Source organism: Alistipes onderdonkii, assembly GCF_025145285.1.
Classification (GTDB): domain Bacteria; phylum Bacteroidota; class Bacteroidia; order Bacteroidales; family Rikenellaceae; genus Alistipes; species Alistipes onderdonkii.
Map to the genome: position 1 here is coordinate 1141133 of NZ_CP102251.1, position 17374 is coordinate 1158506.

Sequence of the window (17374 nt, forward strand, 5' to 3'; positions counted from 1 at the left end):
CGTATTTTCCGCAAAAATCTTGTCATGAGCTAACCCCGAACCTTTTAAGCTACCGAAACAGATTCCATCCATACCGGCTCCGCTACGGCATAAGCATCTTAACGCTTCGTCGGCGATTCTCTGTCCGATCGGCCAGTTTCAATATGAAATAACAGAAATCCTCCACCCTTCCACTTGGCATAAATAGAGCAGGAATATTGTTTGTCGGTACGCTATACGTATGCTGTTGCATGAACAAACATATGACTATTCAGTCAGCTAACCATACAGTCATACGTTTGATCGGTCATACACGCGTGCGTGCGATCGCGTGGTTATTTGTGCAGTCGATTGTGTATTTATCTATTCAATCAAACATACAACCCATATTTCAACATTCAGCTATTCAGTCAGCTAATCAATCGCATTGAAAAGCTAAATACCTTTGTCGCTTGTGGTGTCGAAGTGGCAGCAAGCGGCGTTGTCTTCGATGAACCGAATGGCAGAACCGGTCGGTATCTTTGCCGTTGTAACGATTCCGACGTAGATGGTAGCCGCCTTGCCCGTTTTTACGGCGGCCGGTTCGATAGTCCGTCCGGCGAGCGGACGGAACGTTTTCGATAAGCCAAATGAGCAGAGCCGTGCTCGCACGGCTCTGCCATGGCGAGAAAACGACGGCGCAAGCCAACGTATTTGCAAAAGGCAAATAGCAAGCTGTGTTTTCTGCTGCACAAAAAGTTTTTTGCAGCGGGAAACAGCTTGCCCGCAAGGGGATGAACGCACCTCCGAAGTCGGCGCTTTTCGACAGGCGGCTCCGCCACGAGCGAATCGTAATTTTCAGCAACCGGCGAGGCGACGGCCTCACCTTAAAAACTTCAATTATGGAGAAAACCAGCCCGCCCCGCAAGGGTCAAGGAGGACGCCCTGCGAAAGATAATCCGGCGATTTACCGCTTCTCGGTAAACTTTTCCGCCGTGGAACACGCCCGATTTCTGACGATGTACGAACGATCGGGGCTGTTGTCGAAGGCGGCTTTCATCAAAGCGCGAGTCTTCGGCGACGTCTTTCGGGTTATAAAAACCGACCGCGGAACGCTGGAATACGTGGCCAAACTGACGCAACTGCACGCTCAATATCGGGCGATCGGAGTCAACTACAATCAAGTCGTCAAAGAATTGCGTATCCGCTTTTCCGAACGAAAAGCATTGTCGCTGCTCTGCAAGCTGGAAAAAGCGACCCTGCAACTCGTCGAGATCAACTCACGGATCGTCGCGCTGTCGGAAGAGTTCAAACAGCGGTGGTAATCCGATTACGATCCGGTGAATTATCCGGTGAATGCTATGAATAGGACAAAATATTTCGTTTATGATAAGATGTCGTCCCGTTTCAGACGCATGAAAAGACCGACGACCTCCCGAAGATCGGCCTTTTCGATGCAGCGGTCGTAGATCGCGTCCAGCGTGTCGATCATCTGCTGCCGCCGGTCGCTATCCATGCGCAGCCCGCTGCGCGCTTCGAGTTGTTCGATCAAGCTCGGCAAACTCCCTTTGGCAAGCCCAAGCGCAATGACGGCGATCGTCGGATCGACCTCGACGGTTATCCGATGGGTGGGTTCCGTTTTCTGCGCATCTTCGGGTTCTGCATGTGTTTCTGTTTCTGCTGAAGTCGAATCCGTCGTTGGAGCCGGAATCGAATCCGGCGTCGTCGCTGGAGCCGGCTCCGGAATCGGAATGGAATCCGGACTCTCCTGTATGGGTTCCGACGACTCAACGTCCAGATGGCTCAAATCCATCCATTGTTTCTTCGTATTGCTGTGTTCGAGATAAGACAGATGCCGTTGGCAGGAGTCCCGAACGATCGCCTGCATTTTGCGCAAGCGTTCGAGATAGAACCGGTATCGGGATTCGGACAGTTTGAAATCTTCGTGATTGCGCGGGGCATGACGAAGATTGTGGAGTTTGTCGAGAAATTCCGCATCGCACCGGTCCGTCGATTCGAACTCCTCGGCGAGCGCTTTGGAGAAATGCCGCGCCCGGCGGAAAATCTTCTGCATATTCCCTGTGCGGATAAGGTATCCGAAAAATACCGTCTCCTCGGCCCGCAGCAGAAACAGGGCGGCATAAGAGAGCATGAAAGCGACCTGCGGCCGTTTCTTCTCCGCCCACATCCGCTCGGCATCGTCCAGCATCCGGCAGCCGTTCGTGAAGAAATAGTCGTAGGAACGTCGTGCCGCCCGATAGGCGAGCAGATGTTTGAACACGACACTTTTGAAAAAACCGTGTACCGCATTGCCGCAGTCGTAGACGATCGTTCCCTCCATCCGGATATTCCAGAAGAACCAGTTGGTCGTGTTGATATTGTTCAGGTAGTATATATTGACCGTTTCGATATGGATCATCGGTTCGGCACGGGCTTCGGCCGGATATTCGGCCTCCAGATACTCCTCCAATCGCCAACCGTCCGATTCGGGATCGTTCGGCGTGACGAGAAGCAGTTCGTAGCCTCCCATTTTGCTCTGCATCGCCCCTCCGGCACAACGACCGTATAGGACTGCCATTTCGAATTGCATCTGCATTTGCAGACACCCGAGAATATGTTGCAATTCCGTGATTTTTTCAGCCGGCATATTTTCCGGCCATCCCCGACGCATTTTCATAGGTTAATATCAAGTTACCGTTAAATAAAAAAGACGCACGTGCTTCCGGCCGCTCGATACAAGCGGTGAGAGCCGTGCGTATGAAAAGCCTTGCGATTGCTGCTGTTTATTTCGAAGATGCAGACCTTTTCGGGAACTGCGGTGGGCAAGCAAGGCGTATGGATTGAGAAAAACAATGCCGGGGATGTCAGGCGGTCTTGCTTCTGACGGGAGCGATGGATGTAAGTTCGCGTCAGAAGCCTCGGCATTGTTTGATTGACAAAATGATTTCGGCATATTTTCCGCATTCAGGTTTTCGAACATTCCGCTTCAGCGACCCGATCCAGTATATTGATGGCCGTTTCGGTCAGATCCCCTGCGATACAGGTCAGCACATCTTCGTAAGCATCGACATCGAACAGATCGAAACGGTGCATCTGATGCACCATGCCTGTTTCGTACATGATGCGGATATATTGCAGCAGTACGTGGAATTGATGCAGCCTCTTGATGAATAGCTTGATGTCGGCCCGAAATTCGGGATCGGAGCCGTAGCGATGCAAGGCTTCGGCTTTCACATCCTCGGTTGCATCCGTTTCAGCTTCGGCAGAATCGTTTGTCGGGTCGATGCGCTGGTGGTAGACGTAGTTGAAAAGGTGAAGCGGCAGTTGCAGCAGTACGCCCTTCTCGTCCGACCTGTAAAGTTCCCGGTATCGTTCGGTCTCTTCGTCGGTGCGTCCGACGGGCATGAGCCAGAAGTCCAGGAAGCGTGTCGGCAGTTCGTCGGACATGACCCGGTAGTCGCATCGGTCGACGAAGCGCTCGGATTCGCCGAGCAGTTCGGCGAAGAGCTGCGGGTCGATTTCGGGTAGCGGATGGGGAAGTGTAGGATCGAAAGGCATAGTCTGTGATATTAAAATGCGTTAAAAACGGACGCAGGGCACAAAAAGTGACGCTTTTTTTCGAATATACTATGAAGAATTCGGCGGCCCTGCGTCCGTATGGTAAATGTGTTGTGGGAATCAGGTATGAAAAGCGGAACGCACCGCCGTGGCCGAGTGTCCGGTCTTCATGTACGGCGTTCCGGCGGGCGTTCCGGTCGGGAATCATTTGCACCGAAGGTACATACCGATTCCGCCGGCCGAAGATCCCTCGGCAGGTGCAATCCGTATGGTGTCTTGTAGCTGTAAACCGGCGGCGCATAACATTGGGTTGGTAGTTGGTGATTGCGCCCCGAAAGATCATAAAAAAAGCAAGGGACGCGATAACATTCCAGTCAGAAGGTATTAGGAAACCTGTAATCAGAAATGTACCGCGCCCTTGCAAGTCCCGTCCTTTCGGACGGAACAAAAACAAGGGCTGGCAACATTTATACCTTGATTACGAAAAGTTCCTAATTTTTCTGACTTGGTATAAAGAGTTGCTGCTCTTTAATTATGTCCGTCGGCTATGCCGAATCGTCGATTGTCCGTTTCATAATCCGCATTGTTTCTTTTAAGCGGCCCCTGCCGCCTCTGTCGGAAACCTTTTGCAGACTATTTGCAGAACGATAGGCAAATATAGCTGTTTTTATGGGTTTTGCAAAACGCATTGTCGGATTTTTTCATAATTTTGTCGTTATGAAACGAAGCACCCGATTTTTACCGCCGCGCAAAAGACAGGATTTGCAACAACTGACCGCGCTTATCCGCGAGCAGATCAAGCAGGTCGAAATGATCGTGCTGTTCGGCAGCTATGCCAAGAACAAATACGTCGACTACGACCAGCGCATCGAGTTCGGGACGCCGACCTACTACATGAGCGATTACGACATCGTGATTCTGACGCGCAAGCCAATCGGAGCAGTCGAATATTCGTTGTACGAGAAAATCAAGGACCGCTTTTTCGAGGACAAGAACCGACCGTTTCATACGCATCCTCAATTCATCAACTACGGAATCGAGGACTTTAACTACGCACTTACCAAAGCGCATTACTTCGAGACGGAAATCAAGCGGGACGGAGTGGTGCTGTTCGATTCGGGGGCGTACAAGTTGGCGAGGCGGCGAAAGCTCGATTATACCGAAATCCGCGATCGGGCGCAGAAGTATTTCGGCGATAAGTTCGGGCGGGCCAATCAATTTTTGAAAGGCGTTACCTTTTATTGTGAAGACGGAGATTGTAGGATGGCATCGTTCCATCTCCATCAGTCTGTCGAGAATTTTCTGCGGACGATTCCAATGGCATTCATTCTCTACGGTCACAAGAGCCACGACCTGTCGGAGTTGATGAATGCCGCGAAAAAACACACGACAGATATTTTCAAGGCTTTCCCGCGCGACACGGAGGAGGAGAAACGGCTGTTCGATCTGTTGCAGCGCGCTTATATCGAATCGCGCTACAATCCCGACTTCGAGATTACGAAAGCGGACATCGACGCTTTGATTCCCAAAGTCGAGCGGCTCCGCGACATCGTGGAAAAGGTCTGCCGCGAACGTATCGCCTATTACGAGAGCCAAATCGAGAAACAGTCATGACCCAGAAGCAAGCCATACAGCTTTTCGAGCAGCGCAAGGTGCGCACCGTGTGGGACGACGAAACCCAAAAGTGGTATTGTTCCATCGTCGACGTGGTGGCCGTCCTGACCGACAGTCCCAATCCTCGCAAATATTGGAGCGTATTGAAAACACGCCTTAAAAAAGAAGGCAGCGAGTTGGCTACAAATTGTAGTCAACTGAAAATGCTTGCTGTCGACGGCAAATATTACAAAACCGATGTCGCAGACACCGAGCAGCTTTTCCGGCTTGTGCAATCCATTCCTTCGCCTAAAGCCGAGCCGTTCAAGCTGTGGCTGGCTTCGCTGGGCCGCGAGCGGATGGAGGAGATGGACGACCCCGAAATCGGCATTGACCGCATGCTGGAGTATTACCACCGCAAGGGCTATTCGGAGAATTGGATCAACCAGCGTTTGAAATCCATCGAGGTGCGCAAGGAACTGACCGATGAATGGGAGCGCCGCGGTGTGAAAAAGGGTGCGGAGTACGCGACGCTGACCGACATCATCACGCAGGGCTGGTCGGGCATGACGACACGCCAATACAAACAGTACAAAGGACTGAAAACAGAGAGCCTGCGCGACAACATGACCAACCTCGAATTGGTGCTCAATATGCTTGCCGAGGCGTCGACGACCGAGATTTCCAAAGAGAAGAAACCCCGCACGGCAGCCCAGAACCGCAAAGTCGCGGCCGAGGGCGGCTCAGTTGCGGCGGCAGCCCGCAAGACACTCGAAGCACGCACCGGCAAAAAGGTGGTTTCGCGGCTCAATGCCAAACAAGTTTTAGTGGCCAAGCAAGCCGAGCAAATCGAAGCGGCAGAAGAAGATAAATAAATTCGTTATAATGTTGCGGATTCCCTAAAAAGGATTACTTTTGCAATGTTGATATAACGAGTTGTTTGAAATCGTGAAAATGAAGTGATCTAACGCACTTTACGTCTTACTTATCCATTGCCTTTTTTCACGATGATTTTCCCATATCGCCGGCAGTCAAGCAATTATTCCCCACTGCATTAAAGATACGAATAAGCCTGAAATATCGAAAATCCGTCGAAGCGATTATTTTACAGCCACCCAAATACAATTCGCTCTCCCTTACCCAAAAGTAAAGGAGAGCGTACTGCTACTTTCTCATCAACTTCTCGAAATACTTGCAATCATAGCCCCAATAGCATTTGCCGTCACCGGCAAAATCCCAAATATCCATTACTTCCCGAAGCCGAAGCGGCAGCTCCTTACCGTCCCGGATAAATCGTTTGGATCGGCTACGAAAAAGACGGTTACATAACTGCTTGTCCTTTTTCTGCGACTTGCAACACGCGATCGTGCTGACGGGTGTTCGTTTCCTGCTTCTGCTCATGATCTCATAAGGTTTGACCCGTAACTTTCTACGAGTCGATTAAACACTTATGAGGCTCTAAATATTAAATTATTCAACATATTGACAATACTAAATTTCAAAGTGACGCATACGAATCTGTCTATGCTTCGGCTATAATCCGCAATGTTTCCTTTACATATCCCCTGCGATCATACTTCTCTCCTCGGCACAACCAACAACTGCATGGCGTTCCTGTTTTTTTGTAGATCTGCATCCATTTCACCCTTGCCAACTCGAACCAATGAGGATGTCTATTCCAGTTACCATCCGCTTTCTTGATTCCACACCCGCAAGCGGCATGATAAACCATGCGAGCTTTAAACACCCGGTTCTGTTGTTCTCTCCTCCAAAGTTTGTTTCTTTTGTCCATCGTCTCTTTGTATTAAAGTTAGAATGAACAAAAAATTTATCTGACTATACCCCAGCCTGTCCATATTGTAAAGTTTTAAGTGATGACTAAGACTATATTATGAATACAAAGATAATGTTTATTTATGTCATCTTATGACGCAAATTATTTTTTCATTTATAAAATCGATATCGAACATAAATCGAGCTTGATACGATTCACATAATTTCATTCAAACAACCAACTATTAATGCATAATATTAACAATACGAATAATGCTCAATTTGACGATAAAAATCCGCCTGCATCTCCAAAAGTCTTCGCATTTGGTTTTTTCGCCGAAAATCGCTATATTTGTACTGTCATGCAAGGAGATACGGCGACGGCGCAGGCGAAACGGGCAGGCGGGCGCAAGACCATGCAAAAAGACGGTAGGCGACGCGGGAATAAAGCATAGAAAACCGTTGCAAACCGTTGATATACATTAGGCTTACAAATGTGCAGGAGCACCTTTATCCGCACTTTTCAGTCTCCTTTGGGAGACTTTTTTTGTGAGCGAATTTGCGCAAACAAGAAAATTTTAATCTGTATATCAACACCTTACAATCGAATTTACGATCTTCCTTCGGAGCAAAGCTGTTCCGATAAAAGCACGTTTCGCTCCTGCCAATTCGGATTCTTTTCATCGCAACGTTTGCAATATGACAACCCATAACGGGTCGAAGCGAGCTTAAAATTTGGCACGAAGCCGGGAATCGGTTATCTTTACTTCGAATTGTAAACATTATGACTATGCAGGACATGATAAACGGACGGTGCGGCTGGTGCGGAACCGACGAGCTGTATGTGAAATACCATGACCAGGAGTGGGGGAAATTGGTGACCGACGACAAGACGTTGTTCGAATTTCTTGTCCTGGAGAGCGCCCAGGCCGGGTTGAGTTGGATAACGATACTCAGAAAGCGTGAGGGGTATCGCAAGGCCTTCTGCGATTTCGACGCCGGACGGGTGGCACAAATGACCGACCACGACGTCGAACGGCTGATGCGGTTCGACGGCATTGTAAGAAACCGGTTGAAAATCAAATCCACAATCACAAACGCAAGGCTATTCCTCGCCATACAGGAAGAGTTCGGCAGTTTCTACAACTACACCCTGTCGTTCTTTCCCGACCGGAAGCCGATTACCAACACCTTCCGGTCGTTGAGCGAGATTCCGGTATCCTCGCCCCAATCCGATGCCATGAGCAAAGACATGAAAAAACGGGGATTCAAATTCTTCGGCAGCACGATTTGTTACGCCCACCTGCAGGCGGCAGGATTTATCGACGATCACCTGACGGACTGCATTTGCCGAAAAAGATAAATAACACATAGATTGACAGTCAGGCTGCTGAAAAGCCATGCGGTGTTTTCCTTTATCCGCACATCGAAGTCTTCTCCCTGGGAGACTTTTTTGCGGGCGGCAGGCCGGACAAATGCGAATCGCAAGCCGATAAACCCCAGAAGCCTTCCATCCCCGTATTGGGCGGAAATTGCAGATTTATTTTGCAAATGCGTGTTTATTTCATACCTTTAAATCGAAATCCGAGGGGGGGGGAAACTGAAACCAACCCTTATGACCGATGCGGGCAACACCGCACAGGGATACGCATATTTTCAATCTGCCTCTTCCCCCAATCGTTTAACTAAAACACTTTTTAGGATGAAACATTGGGGTCTTTTCTTTTTGGCACTCTGCTGCGCAGCCTGTCACGACGATGAACCGGAGCAGAAGTATTACATCACCCTCGATGAAGATGAAATCAGGGCAGATTATTCCGGGATTCAGCAACGTATAGCAGTTTCGGCCAACTGCGACTGGACTATCCGAAATATTCCGCAATGGTGCATTATCGAAAAGGCCGTTGCGGATAACGCTGAGTATCTGGATATAGAGGTGTTGCCGAACGACACGGAAAATCCGCGCGAGGCAACAATAACGCTTGCCTGCCCGCATGACAGGTACAAACTGACAACCGCCGACCTGTTCGTTTCCCAAGCCGGGCAAAAAAAACCGGAATACGACCCTTTGCAGTGGCACACGTTCGCAGTTAATAAATTCAACGATAACAAATACGACCTCCTGCCGGACAATGTCACGCGCAAATACCGGCTTTCGGCCGAACAGTCATTTGTAAACCCGGCGTTCAGGACGCAGGTTTATCCGGGACATTTGATTAACTGCCATACTGACAACCGGACATTGACGGTCTACGACCAATATACTTACAACCCGATTAACATCAGCGCCTCTATCAATGGGAAGTTTTATGAAAAGGAAATGCTGCCCACGTTCGACGGTATGAATGAAATGGTGCAGCAAATAACCTCCGAATTACCAGCTCAAAGTCAGCAATTCAACTATATCGGCCCTTTGCAATACCACTCACACAGGCATCTGCACCTGCTGGGGGTAGGCAACCTGGGCCTCAACCTCGATGAACTGCTAAGCGGGAAACCCTACACCGAAAAAGAAATGGGGAAACGGACGGGGTTTTTCTATAACTATTCCCGGGAAATGTTTACTATTATGATGGACTATCCTGATAAATTAATCCGAGAAACAATCAGCGAGGAACAACTGCCCGATATGTCCTATATTACCCACATGACCTTTGGCCGAATGTCTTTGCTTTTCGTTGAGACAGACCAGGAATATACGAAGGCAATAAGCGTTGTTGATAAAATTATCAAAAAGGAAAAGTTGAGTGCGGATGACATTCAGGTTAAAGCCGATCTTCTCGTCTATTATGTCTATTTCGACAAAGGCAACAACCCGCAAACGGTTACGGGCGGCAGCGAACTGATCGGAAGATTCGTGAACGAGATCGGCTCGCTGAATATCACGCCTTTAGGGTTCACCACAAATAAACTATCCAACAATCAGGTTGGAAATTTAGTCATAGAATTTGCATTGCCGTAAACCGGATCCCTTCGGAAAAGGCAACCGGAGAGGGAATAAATTCCGGTTTCAATACAGTGCGGCAATCCCCGCCTCAGCGCATCAGCAGCTTATACCCCACTCCCCGCACGTTCACCAACCGGATCGACGGGTCGGCCGCAAGGCGGTGGCGCAGGCGGGTGATGAAGACATGCAGGCTGCGGGCATTGAAAAACGAATCGTCGCCCCAGATATTCACCAGCAGGGTTTTCATCGGCACGATCTCGCCTGCATTCCGGCAGAGGTATTGCAGCACTTCGGATTCGCGGGCCGAAAGTTCCGTCACCACGCCGTCGCACGAGAGCCGCTGGCGCTCGGCATCGAAACGCATACGCCCCAGTTCGAACAGACGTTCCGTACGCGCTTTCCCGACGCCCGCACGCCCGGCAAGCGCCCTGACCCGCACGATCAGCTCGCTCATGGCAAAGGGCTTGCGCAGGTAATCGTTGCCCCCGGTCTCGAATCCCTGCACCACGTCCTCGGCCGCCGAGCGCGCCGAAAGGAAAAGCACAGGCACCCCGGGCGCCTCGCGGCGCAGACGCCCGACGAAGGTGAACCCGTCCATACAAGGCATCATGACATCCGACACGACCACATCGGGGCGCGACCCGCGGAACGCCCGCAACCCGGCCTCGCCGTCATGGGCGACCGTCACCTCGAACCCCTTTTCGGAAAGGGTATCGGCAATGATCCCCGCGAGGGTTTGCTCGTCCTCTACGAGCAGCAGTCTGATCTTATCGCCCATCGTCCGGAAGTATCAGGGTGAAAGTCGTACCGCGCCCCTCGGTGCTCTCCACTGCGACCGAGCCGCCGTGTTTGGCGGCGATCAGCCCGACGTAATACAGCCCGAGGCCGAAGCCCTTGACATTGTGAATGTCGCCCGTAGGCACGCGGTAGAACTTATCGAAGATATGCGCCTGCGCAGCACGCGGGATGCCCACGCCGTCGTCGGCGACGCGCAGGACGACCCGGCCGCCGTCCCGCCCGGCCGAAATGCGGATATGCACCTCCTCGCCGGAATATTTCAGGGCATTGTCGACCAGGTTGTCCAGGGCATGCGAGAGGTGGAAGCGGTCGGCGAAGGCAGTCAGCCCTTCGGGTGAAACATCCACCGTAACCCGTGCGGGTTTGGCCGCCTGCATCCGGAACTTCTCGGCCAGCACCCCGAGCATCCCGGCCAGGGGGATCCGCTCGCAGCGGAGCGTGAAATCCTCGCGTTCCTCGCGCGACATGGTGAGGATGCGCTCGACCATCTCCGACAAAGCCGTCAGCTGGCTGCGGATCACACCCAGGTACTTCGCACGCCGCACCCCATCGTCGGCCGCCCCGAAATTCTCCAGCGCGTCGTTGGCCGCATAGGCCACGGCGATCGGGGTCTTCAGCTCATGGGTGATATTGTGCGTGAAATCCATCCTCATCTCCTCGAGCGTCTTCTGCCGGAACAGCGTCCGCAACAGGTAGATGACCACGAACGCGACGACGAGCAGCATGAGCACCGAGGTGAGAATAATGCCGAACAGCTCGCGCAGCAGTTCCCGGTGGGGGTTTTCGATCTTCACCCGGAAAAGCAGCTTGTCGTCCGTGGTAACGCGCGAGGTGAACACCTTCGGATTCCGTATCTGCGGAGCATCCTTCTGCGAAGCGATGACCGCCTCCTCCCGTTCCGCCCCCGTTGTCCGCGCCGCCAGGCTGTCGAGCCGGATTTCGGCAACATCGCCGCCGTCCCGGCCGCGGATCACGTCGACGCTGTAGGGCAGGCCGATGCCGGCATCGGCCAGGTAACGCGTCAGCAGGGAGTCGTAGCGGGACAGGTTGAACTGGAGGGCCGTGAACGAAGGCATATACACCTCCTGATAAATATAACGGGTCTTGTCGCCGCGGCGCAGGGCGATATTCGTCCGCACCGTGTCGACCTTCGGCCTGAGGGAGATCACCTTGCCGGCAGTTCCGAGGTTCTCCACCGAGATCGCACCGATCATATCCGTCCTCACGGAGTCGATATTGCCCGTCGTCACGACCGACGTCCGGGTCTGCGACGTCCGGCGCCGGTTACCTATCAGCAGGTCGTCGTACGCCGCGCGGTTCATGGCGAGCGTCACCTTGCGCGAAAACTCCTCCGCACGGTCGGCATACATCCGCCACAGGCTCCACGCCTGCACGAGGGCCAGCGCCAGCAGGGCGCCGATCGCGCAGAACGAGATATTTCTGAAACGGTTCTTATCCACGGCCGAGGGGTTTATACCGCAAAAATACGAATAAAAACACTCCTGCCGCCGGCGTTAACATTATTTAACACTTCTTAACGCGGCATTAACCATCGCCCTTCGTTTTTCGGGGTAATATTGCACCGTAAACCAACACACCGAAGCCATGAAAACAAAACTCACCTTCCTTATCATCGCCGCCGCGCTGGCAGCCGCAACCGCAGGACGGGCGCAGACCGTCATCTCCTACTCGACCGACGGCGGGGCACAGGCCCTCGAAACGGGCGACATACCACAGACCGTGCTGGACACCGCCACGCTCGAAGTGAGCTACCGCATGGAGTGGCTGCGGCGCCCCGACAGAGAGAAGCCGATGCAGGATCTGCTGCTGTTGCAGGCCGGCGGGAAGGTTACGAAATTCTTCTCCTACAAGACGCTCCAGCGGGACTCGCTGCTGCGCATCACCCCGGCCGAGCAGGTGCTGGCCAACGTGGGCAACTTCAAGGGCGGCCTGGAGGCCGTCGTATTCCAGAACTACCCCGCAGGCGAGATGACCTGCACCGACAAGATCTCACGGGACAACATGCTCTACACCGAGCCGCTGCCCGAAATCGAGTGGACGCTCCGCGACGGGACGCGCGAGGTCATCGGTTACGACTGCCGCCGTGCGACCTGCCGCTTCCGCGGGCGCGATTACGAAGCCTGGTACACCGAGGAGCTCCCGCTCGCCACCGGCCCCTGGAAATTCCGCGGGCTGCCCGGACTGATCCTGGCCGTGAACGACACGGGCGACGACGGGGGCATCATCCGCTTCGAGGCGACCGGGATCCGCCGCGCCGAAGTTCCGGTGACGATGGCCGACCTGAACTACCTGACGACCTCACGCAAAAAATTCATGGCCACCGAGCGCAAATTCATGACCGACCCGATCGGCTACATGCAGGCCAATTCGAACATCAGGATCACGGTAAGGAACGAGGACGGGACGCCGCGCGAGGGTGCCGACCTGCTCCGCGAATACAATCCGCTGGAAACAGAATAGCCCCGCGGCGCGATGAAGTACCTGCTGACCCTGCTTTGGTTGCTGGGCGCAATCACCGCCCAGGCCCAGGAGTACACGGGCCACGTGGCCGACAAGGAGGACGGGGCGCCCGTCGCCGGGGCCATCGTCACGGCGCGGGACTCCCTGGGCAAGCCGCTGGGTTACACGACTACCTCGGCCTCGGGCGATTTCGTGCTCAGGCCGCGCGGGGACGGGACAACCGCGCAGCTCGACTTCTCGACGATGGGCTACCGCCGGCAGTCGGTTCCGGCCAACGCCGGGCGGATGCTCGTGCTGCTGACGCCCGAGACGACCGACATCCGCGAGGTGACGATCCGCGCCCCGCGGCTGAGCTTCCGGGGCGACACCGTAAGCTACAACGTGTCGCGCTTCACCGAGGCGCAAGACCGCTCGATCGCCGACGTACTGCGCAAGATGCCGGGCATCGAGGTGGCGAAATCGGGCGAGATACGCTACAACGGCCAGCCGATCAACAACTTTTACATCGAAGGGCTGGACATGCTCGACGGCCGTTACGGACAGGCGACCAACAACATCGCGCCGCAGGACGTGGCGAGCGTCGAAGTGATGGAGAACCACCAGCCGATCAAGGCGCTCAAGGACATCGTATTCAGCGACCGCGCAGCCATCAACCTCCGGCTGAAACCGCATGCCAAAGCCCGCTGGACGGGGACGCTGCGCGGCGGTGCGGGCTGGTCGCCGGCGTTGTGGAACGGCGCGCTCTTCGCCATGCGCATCGGTGCCCGGGGGCAGTCGATGGTCAACCTCAAAACCGACAACACAGGGCAAAACCCCTCGGCCGAGACCGAACGGCTTTCGGTCGAGGACATCCTCAACGGCGGAGCCAACGACTACAATCCCGCCGCACACCTTTCGGTCGGCACTTCGTCCGCGCCGCTCGACGATACACGCACGCGCTTCAACCGCTCGCACATGGCCGGGCTGAACAACCTGCGCAAACTCTCCGAGGACTACCAGCTCAGCAGCTCGCTCACTTGGGGTTACGACCGCCTGGCCTCGGATCGCGCCGCCCGGCAAAGCTGGTACCTGGCGGACGGCACGCGCGTGGACACCGAGCAGGAGTCGGCCGCTTCGTGCCGGCAACAGCTTTCGGCACGCATCGCACTGAAAGCCAACACCGAGCGGTTCTACATGCAGGAAAAACTCGAAGCTTCGCTGGCATGGAACGACATCCGTGCCGTGCTCTCGGGCAGCTACCCCAACCGCCAGCGTGCCGTGGCCCCGGCCTACGGCATCGAAAACGACCTGAAATATATCCGGCGCACCGGCACACGTTCGCTCACCGTCACCTCCTACCTGAAATACCTTACCCGCCCCCAGTCGCTCGATGTGGTGCGCGAAACGGGCAGCCAGCGGCAGACGATCGCCGACCGCGCTTTTTACATGAACCACAACGCGGCATTCGGCACGCAGGCCGGGCGGTTCGCCTTCGCCTTCAAAGGCGGAGTTTCGGCACTCTTCCGGGGGCTCGTAACAGACCTGACGGGCACCGGACTCGGGACAGGCACCGCGAACGCCCTTTCGGCCGGCTACGCGGGCGTCTACCTCCAGCCGGGCATCACCTACCGCTCGCAGCGGCTGCGGCTGACGCTCGACCTGCCGGCAGGTTACCGCCGCTATGGACTGCACGACAGGATCGACGGCAGCCGAACCCCGGCGGGCATTTTCACCTGGAAGCCCCGCTTCGCGGTGAAATGGAGCCCCACGGGACACCTTTCGCTTTCGGCATCGGGTACGGTCGGCCGCGACGCGGCGGACGACAGCCGCATAGGCAACGGCGCCGTCCTGCGCAACTACCGTTCGGTGCTCTGCGGCGTAAACGAATACCGGCAGGCGCTGCAACGCAGCCTCTCGGCAGGCATCGCCTACAAGAACCCGATCGGCGGGTTCTTCGCCAGCCTGCTCGCGGTACGTTCGTGGAACGACCTGCCGTTCCTGCCTGCGCAGCGCTTCGACGGCGACTATATCGTAAACTACTACGTGCGCAGCTCGAACCGCGTGCGGTCATGGTACCTGTCGGGCGACGTCAGCCAGAATATCGACGCCCTCAACGGTCAGGCAGGCCTGAACGTCGGCTACAACCTCAGCGGCACGGAACTGCTGCTGGAAGAGGTGCCGACCTCCTATGAAAATTCCACCCTGACCGTCGCGCCGCGTTTCAACTTCCGGTTCGCCGCCTGGGTAAACACCGAATACTGGCTGGAATACCGCTATACAACACTCTCCATCCGCGGCCGGGAGCCCGACGGGCGGCACGATTTCAACCAGCGGCTGACCGTAAACCTCGTACCGTCGAAGAAATGGGTAATCCAATTCACGGCGGAGCACTATTACTCGCAGCTTTCGGCCGACCGGAGCAAGCATCTGCTACTGGCCGACGCATCGCTGCGCTGGAAAATAAACGGGAAATGGGAAGCTACGGCGACCGCCGCAAACCTTTTCGGCCGCGAAGAATATGCCTATACGACCTTCGACGGAGTAAGCTCGGGCTCCTACCGCTATGCCATCCGCCCGCGCAATATCCTGCTGGGCGCAAGCTGGAAATTCTGACAACCGCCGCACGACGCAACGCCCGGGCCAGTCCGGGGCTTCCGGATCAGAAATTGCGCCCCGCGTCCCACCACAGGCGCGTCCCACCGTGGTCTCCGCCGCCGAGTTCCGCGACGAGCGCCGCATACTGCTCGGGATCGGACGTCGCCAGCGCGGCCGGGAACGGCAGCCGGCGGATCATCGTTTCGGTATCTATATAGCCCTTGCTGTGGTTCAGACGCACGGGGAACAGGCGAGGATATCCCGTCCGCCGCTGTTCGGCCCAGGCCTCGCACCCTTCGGGATACATGGCAATCCATTTTTGGGTGATGATCCGCTCGAGCTTCAGTTCGTCGTCCGCCGTCGCATCCCAGTGGGGCGACACGCGGCACCGGGCGGCAATGTCGTTCCCCGGGTCTACCGGATCGTGGTAATCGGCCGCCATGGCGTCGCTCTCCAGATAGTGTTCGGCCCCGGACAGCTGCCATTGCGTGAACGATGCCGCAACGCCGTTGCGGTAACAGAGCTCCGCATCTTCGTCCGTCCAGCCGCGCAATGCCGCTTCGGCACGCAGGAACCACACCTCGGCCGCCGTCATCAGGACGGCATCGGTATCCGTATCCACCGTAAGGCGGGAAAATGCCGCGTAATAATTATGCGAGAAACCCGTCCCCTGACGGATTCCATGGTATTGCCCCTTCAGGGCGACCGTCCCGTCGCCCGCATCGCCGGCAATGACCACGTCGCTGCCGCAGGGCTTGAAAAACTTTGGCAGCCGCGGATCCCCGTACCCGGTCAGGACGGATTCCATCGAAGCGTTCATGGCCGCCTCGTTCCAGTTCAGGTTGATCTCGCCCAGCGGATTGGAATAGGTACCCGAGGTCTTCACGGCGACATTCTCCATACTGGTCTCGATCACCCCTCCGGCCGCCTGCGCCGCCTTCCGGAATTCCGCACGGGCCTTTTCGGGCGCAGCAACGGCGATACGCACGGCAAGGCGCATGCGCAGGGAGTTGGCAAAACGGAGCCAGGCCGTATAGCTGCCGTCGAGCAGCAGGTCGAACCTGGAAAACCCGCCGGCCTCGGGCTGCTCCTCGACCCATGCCGCAAGAATGTCCGCCGCCTCGTCCAGGTCGTCGAAGAAACAACCGTAGACCTGCTGCTGGCTGTCGGGCACGTATTCGTTGCCGCGGTCGGCAAAATGGCTGTATATCACCGGCCCGTAGTAGTCCGTCACGCGGTGCATGGCCAGGACTTTGAGTATCTTCGTTATGGCATAGAACGGCGGCAACTTTTCGCGTGTCGTCTGCTCCAACTGGTAAATCTGGGGCATGACGTAGGAGTAGGTGAACTGCCACATGGCGCTGTTCCAGCCGTCCTGCAGGTTGTAATCGGAGTTGTGGCTGCCGCCCTGCAACGGTTTGGGATCGTGCATATAGCCCGAGAACATATCGGCATTGAGGTTCTGCGTCATCTGGAACGGCCAGTTCTTGCCCTTGCCGAAATCGTAGTTGAAATAAATCCCCTGCTGTACGATCTGCAGGCGGTATCCGAAGCCGTTGTCGTCGGCCTCGAGATCCTCATCCGAAATCCCCGAGAGGTCGTCGTTCATATCCCGGAAATTTCCCGTGCAGGCCCCCCAAAAGGCTGTGCAGAATCCGGCGAACAGATATATGTAAAAACGCTTCATGATAC

Annotated in this window: 14 protein-coding genes; 8 read left to right on the forward strand and 6 right to left on the reverse strand. The window is 55.2% G+C overall.

Going from position 1 to position 17374, the window contains the following annotated elements; genetic code table 11:
- Positions 1–860: 860 nt before the first annotated feature.
- Positions 861–1283, forward strand: coding sequence for a conjugal transfer protein MobA (gene mobA / locus NQ559_RS04760; RefSeq protein WP_018696376.1), 423 nt, complete (start codon positions 861–863; stop codon positions 1281–1283).
- A 59-nt stretch (positions 1284–1342) separates the two neighbouring features.
- Here the strand turns inward: mobA and NQ559_RS04765 are convergent, their stop codons facing one another.
- Both NQ559_RS04765 and NQ559_RS04770 read right to left on the reverse strand, forming a co-directional pair.
- Positions 1343–2536 (reverse strand): hypothetical protein, encoded by a 1194-nt coding sequence (locus NQ559_RS04765; protein WP_154654045.1) that lies wholly within the window; start codon positions 2534–2536, stop codon positions 1343–1345.
- 386 nt (positions 2537–2922) lie between these two features.
- Complete coding sequence (locus tag NQ559_RS04770) at positions 2923–3516, reverse strand: hypothetical protein (protein WP_018696379.1); 594 nt, start codon at positions 3514–3516, stop codon at positions 2923–2925.
- 717 nt (positions 3517–4233) lie between these two features.
- Here NQ559_RS04770 and NQ559_RS04775 point away from each other — a divergent pair.
- Positions 4234–5130, forward strand: a complete 897-nt coding sequence (locus NQ559_RS04775) for a HEPN domain-containing protein (RefSeq protein ID WP_026318466.1) — start codon at positions 4234–4236, stop codon at positions 5128–5130.
- Positions 5127–5984: a BRO-N domain-containing protein gene (locus NQ559_RS04780; protein WP_018696381.1), complete on the forward strand. Its 858-nt coding sequence runs from the start codon at positions 5127–5129 to the stop codon at positions 5982–5984. The genes NQ559_RS04775 and NQ559_RS04780 overlap by 4 nt, the downstream gene beginning before the upstream one ends.
- Before the next feature lie 647 nt (positions 5985–6631).
- On the opposite strand, the gene NQ559_RS16075 is transcribed toward NQ559_RS04780, so the two are convergent.
- Entirely contained in the window at positions 6632–6901 is a 270-nt protein-coding gene (locus NQ559_RS16075; protein WP_014775536.1) for a hypothetical protein, read from the reverse strand.
- Between the two features lie 229 nt (positions 6902–7130).
- On the opposite strand from NQ559_RS16075, the gene NQ559_RS04785 reads away from it, so the two are divergent.
- From NQ559_RS04785 to NQ559_RS04795, 3 genes are all read left to right on the forward strand, one after another.
- A complete protein-coding gene (locus NQ559_RS04785; protein WP_130064584.1) occupies positions 7131–7337 on the forward strand; it encodes a hypothetical protein in 207 nt (68 codons plus the stop codon).
- 335 nt (positions 7338–7672) lie between these two features.
- Positions 7673–8245, forward strand: coding sequence for a DNA-3-methyladenine glycosylase I (locus NQ559_RS04790; RefSeq protein WP_018696382.1), 573 nt, complete (start codon positions 7673–7675; stop codon positions 8243–8245).
- 339 nt (positions 8246–8584) lie between these two features.
- Positions 8585–9844 (forward strand): BACON domain-containing protein, encoded by a 1260-nt coding sequence (locus NQ559_RS04795; RefSeq protein ID WP_026318468.1) that lies wholly within the window; start codon positions 8585–8587, stop codon positions 9842–9844.
- A 73-nt stretch (positions 9845–9917) separates the two neighbouring features.
- On the opposite strand, the gene NQ559_RS04800 is transcribed toward NQ559_RS04795, so the two are convergent.
- Both NQ559_RS04800 and NQ559_RS04805 read right to left on the reverse strand, forming a co-directional pair.
- The gene (locus NQ559_RS04800; RefSeq protein ID WP_018696384.1) at positions 9918–10607 is read right to left on the reverse strand and encodes a response regulator transcription factor; all 690 of its coding nucleotides are present in this window, start codon (positions 10605–10607) and stop codon (positions 9918–9920) included.
- Complete coding sequence (locus tag NQ559_RS04805; RefSeq protein WP_018696385.1) at positions 10597–12087, reverse strand: sensor histidine kinase; 1491 nt, start codon at positions 12085–12087, stop codon at positions 10597–10599. Before NQ559_RS04805 ends, NQ559_RS04800 begins: the two co-directional genes overlap by 11 nt.
- A 145-nt stretch (positions 12088–12232) precedes the next feature.
- Between NQ559_RS04805 and NQ559_RS04810 the strand changes: the two genes are divergently transcribed.
- Together NQ559_RS04810 and NQ559_RS04815 are read left to right on the forward strand one after the other, a co-directional pair.
- Positions 12233–13108, forward strand: a complete 876-nt coding sequence (locus NQ559_RS04810) for a GLPGLI family protein (RefSeq protein ID WP_018696386.1) — start codon at positions 12233–12235, stop codon at positions 13106–13108.
- Between the two features lie 12 nt (positions 13109–13120).
- Complete coding sequence (locus NQ559_RS04815) at positions 13121–15700, forward strand: TonB-dependent receptor (protein ID WP_018696387.1); 2580 nt, start codon at positions 13121–13123, stop codon at positions 15698–15700.
- Between the two features lie 46 nt (positions 15701–15746).
- Here NQ559_RS04815 and NQ559_RS04820 read toward each other — a convergent pair whose 3' ends face one another.
- Entirely contained in the window at positions 15747–17369 is a 1623-nt protein-coding gene (locus tag NQ559_RS04820; protein ID WP_018696388.1) for a SusD/RagB family nutrient-binding outer membrane lipoprotein, read from the reverse strand.
- Between the last annotated feature and the right edge of the window lie 5 nt (positions 17370–17374).